We start from the raw sequence: 3277 nt of genomic DNA on the forward strand, positions 1-3277 counted from the left end.
TGCGCGGACATCGATCATGAGAACGATCAAGTGCCTTAAGAGCATTCGGTGGATGCCTTGGCGCTGAGAGGCGATGAAGGACGTGATACGCTGCGATAAGCCGTGGGGAGCTGCGAATGAGCTTTGATCCGCGGATTTCCGAATGGGGAAACCCACCTTCGATCTCTGTTATTCCAAGGACAGGCTTTCGGGTCTGTTTTTGAGCTAACAGAGATCATGAGAAGGTATTGAAACCTGAATACATAGGGTTTCAAAGCTAACCCAGGGAACTGAAACATCTAAGTACCTGGAGGAAAGGACATCAACGAGACTCCGTTAGTAGTGGCGAGCGAACGCGGACCAGGCCAGTGCCTGACTGTAAGTTACCGGAAGTGGTTGGGAAACCACGCATCATGGGTGATAGCCCCGTACGGATCTGCGAACAGTTGGGACATGAGTAAGGCGGGACACGTGAAATCCTGTCTGAACGTGGGGGGACCACCCTCCAAGCCTAAGTACTCCTCAGCGACCGATAGTGAACAAGTACCGTGAGGGAAAGGTGAAAAGCACCCCGACGAGGGGAGTGAAACAGCACCTGAAACCGAATGCTTACAAACAGTGGGAGCTCAAGGTTCGTCCTGAGTGACCGCGTACCTTTTGTATAATGGGTCAGCGACTTAGTCTGGCGAGCAAGCTTAAGCCGTTAGGTGTAGGCGTAGCGAAAGCGAGTCTGAACAGGGCGTTCAGTTCGTCGGATTAGACCCGAAACCGGGTGATCTAGCCATGAGCAGGTTGAAGGTAAGGTAACACTTACTGGAGGACCGAACCGGTGCCTGTTGAAAAAGTCTCGGATGACTTGTGGCTAGGGGTGAAAGGCCAATCAAACTCGGAAATAGCTGGTTCTCCGCGAAAGCTATTTAGGTAGCGCCTCGTGTGAATACTCCGGGGGGTAGAGCACTGGATGGGTGAGGGGTGCTTACCGCATTACCAATCCTAACCAAACTCCGAATACCCGGAAGTACTGCACGGGAGACACACGGCGGGTGCTAACGTCCGTCGTGGAGAGGGAAACAACCCTGACTTACAGCTAAGGCCCCCAATTCGTGGCTAAGTGTGAAAGGATGTGGGAATCCCAAAACAACCAGGAGGTTGGCTTAGAAGCAGCCATCCTTTAAAGAAAGCGTAACAGCTCACTGGTCTAAACAAGGGTTCCTGCGCCGAAAATGTATCGGGGCTCAAGCCACGAGCCGAAGCTTAAGGTTTGCACTTTGTGCAAGCGGTAGCGGAGCGTTCCATAGGCCGACGAAGGCGGACCCGTGAGGGCTGCTGGAGGTATTGGAAGTGCGAATGCTGACATGAGTAACGACAAACAGTGTGAAAGACACTGTCGCCGAAAGTCCAAGGGTTCCTGCGTAAAGTTAATCTCCGCAGGGTTAGCCGGCCCCTAAGGCGAGGCCGAAAGGCGTAGTCGATGGGAATGAGGTGAATATTCCTCAGCCAGTTGGTAGTGACGGATCGCGTACGCTGTCAGATCTTATTGGATTGATCTGGCTTCCAAGCGGTTCCAGGAAATAGCTCCAACATTAGACCGTACCCTAAACCGACACAGGTGGACTGGTAGAGTATACCAAGGCGCTTGAGAGAACTATGCTGAAGGAACTCGGCAATTTACCTCCGTAACTTCGGGATAAGGAGGCCCAGTGCTTAGGCAACTAGGCATTGGGGGCACAGACCAGGGGGTAGCGACTGTTTAACTAAAACACAGGGCTCTGCGAAATCGTAAGATGACGTATAGGGTCTGACGCCTGCCCGGTGCCGGAAGGTTAAAAGGAGGTGTGCAAGCACCGAATTGAAGCCCCGGTAAACGGCGGCCGTAACTATAACGGTCCTAAGGTAGCGAAATTCCTTGTCGGGTAAGTTCCGACCTGCACGAATGGCGTAACGACTTCCCCGCTGTCTCCAGCATAGACTCAGTGAAATTGAATTCCCCGTGAAGATGCGGGGTTCCTGCGGTCAGACGGAAAGACCCCGTGCACCTTTACTGCAGCTTTGCGCTGGCATTCGTGTCGGCATGTGTAGGATAGGTGGTAGACTTTGAAGCCGGGGCGCCAGCTCTGGTGGAGTCATCCTTGAAATACCACCCTTATCGTCATGGATGTCTAACCGCGACCCGTCATCCGGGTCCGAGACAGCGCATGGCAGGCAGTTTGACTGGGGCGGTCGCCTCCCAAAGAGTAACGGAGGCGTGCGAAGGTGGGCTCAGAGCGGTCGGAAATCGCTCGTTGAGTGCAATGGCATAAGCCTGCCTGACTGCGAGACTGACACGTCGAGCAGAGTCGAAAGACGGCCATAGTGATCCGGTGGTCCCGCGTGGAAGGGCCATCGCTCAACGGATAAAAGGTACGCCGGGGATAACAGGCTGATGATTCCCAAGAGTCCATATCGACGGAATCGTTTGGCACCTCGATGTCGGCTCATCACATCCTGGGGCTGGAGAAGGTCCCAAGGGTTCGGCTGTTCGCCGATTAAAGTGGTACGTGAGCTGGGTTCAGAACGTCGTGAGACAGTTCGGTCCCTATCTGCCGTGGGTGTAGGAGAATTGAGAGGATCTGCCCTTAGTACGAGAGGACCGGGGTGGACGTACCTCTGGTGGACCTGTTGTGGCGCCAGCCGCAGTGCAGGGTAGCTATGTACGGACGGGATAACCGCTGAAGGCATCTAAGCGGGAAACCCACCTCAAAACGAGTTCTCCCTTGAGAGCCGTGGAAGACGACCACGTTGATAGGCCGGGTGTGTAATCGCAGCAATGCGTTCAGCTTACCGGTACTAATTGCTCGATCGGCTTGATCGTTCTCATGATCAATGTCCGCGACACCACAAACGCGAAACATCACAGGCGCCCGCCCAAACCGACGGGCCCTGACAAAAGACCCTTATGCTTGCCAATATCCTTCGCCGGCCCGGTGGCTTGAGCGAGGAGCCAGAACCCGATCCCATCCCGAACTCGGCCGTTAAACTCCTCAGCGCTGATGGTACTGTGTCTCAAGACCCGGGAGAGTAGGTCGTTGCCGGGCCTGTCAAGGATATCCCCTCTTCACAATCGCAAACACGCAAAAACGCGGCGGTCGACTTCAGTCGCCGCCGCGTTGCCGTTTCAATGCCAAGGCTCCCAAAGCGGACATAACCGCAAAAGGAACGCCAAAGCCAAAAACGTTGACGCGGGGTGGAGCAGCCCGGTAGCTCGTCAGGCTCATAACCTGAAGGTCGTCAGTTCAAATCTGGCCCCCGCAACCACTGA

General features: G+C 54.7%; 1 tRNA gene and 2 rRNA genes. All 3 read left to right on the forward strand.

The window, feature by feature from the left end:
* Positions 1-24 precede the first annotated feature (24 nt).
* Positions 25-2830: ribosomal RNA gene (locus BW981_RS22035) — 23S ribosomal RNA — on the forward strand.
* Between the two features lie 108 nt (positions 2831-2938).
* A 5S ribosomal RNA gene (gene rrf / locus BW981_RS22040) occupies positions 2939-3053 on the forward strand.
* A 143-nt stretch (positions 3054-3196) separates the two neighbouring features.
* Positions 3197-3273: transfer RNA gene (locus BW981_RS22045), tRNA-Met, on the forward strand.
* Positions 3274-3277: the final 4 nt, after the last annotated feature.

This window comes from Allobosea sp. TND4EK4, assembly GCF_900156025.1.
In the GTDB taxonomy this organism is placed as follows: Bacteria; Pseudomonadota; Alphaproteobacteria; order Rhizobiales; family Beijerinckiaceae; genus Allobosea.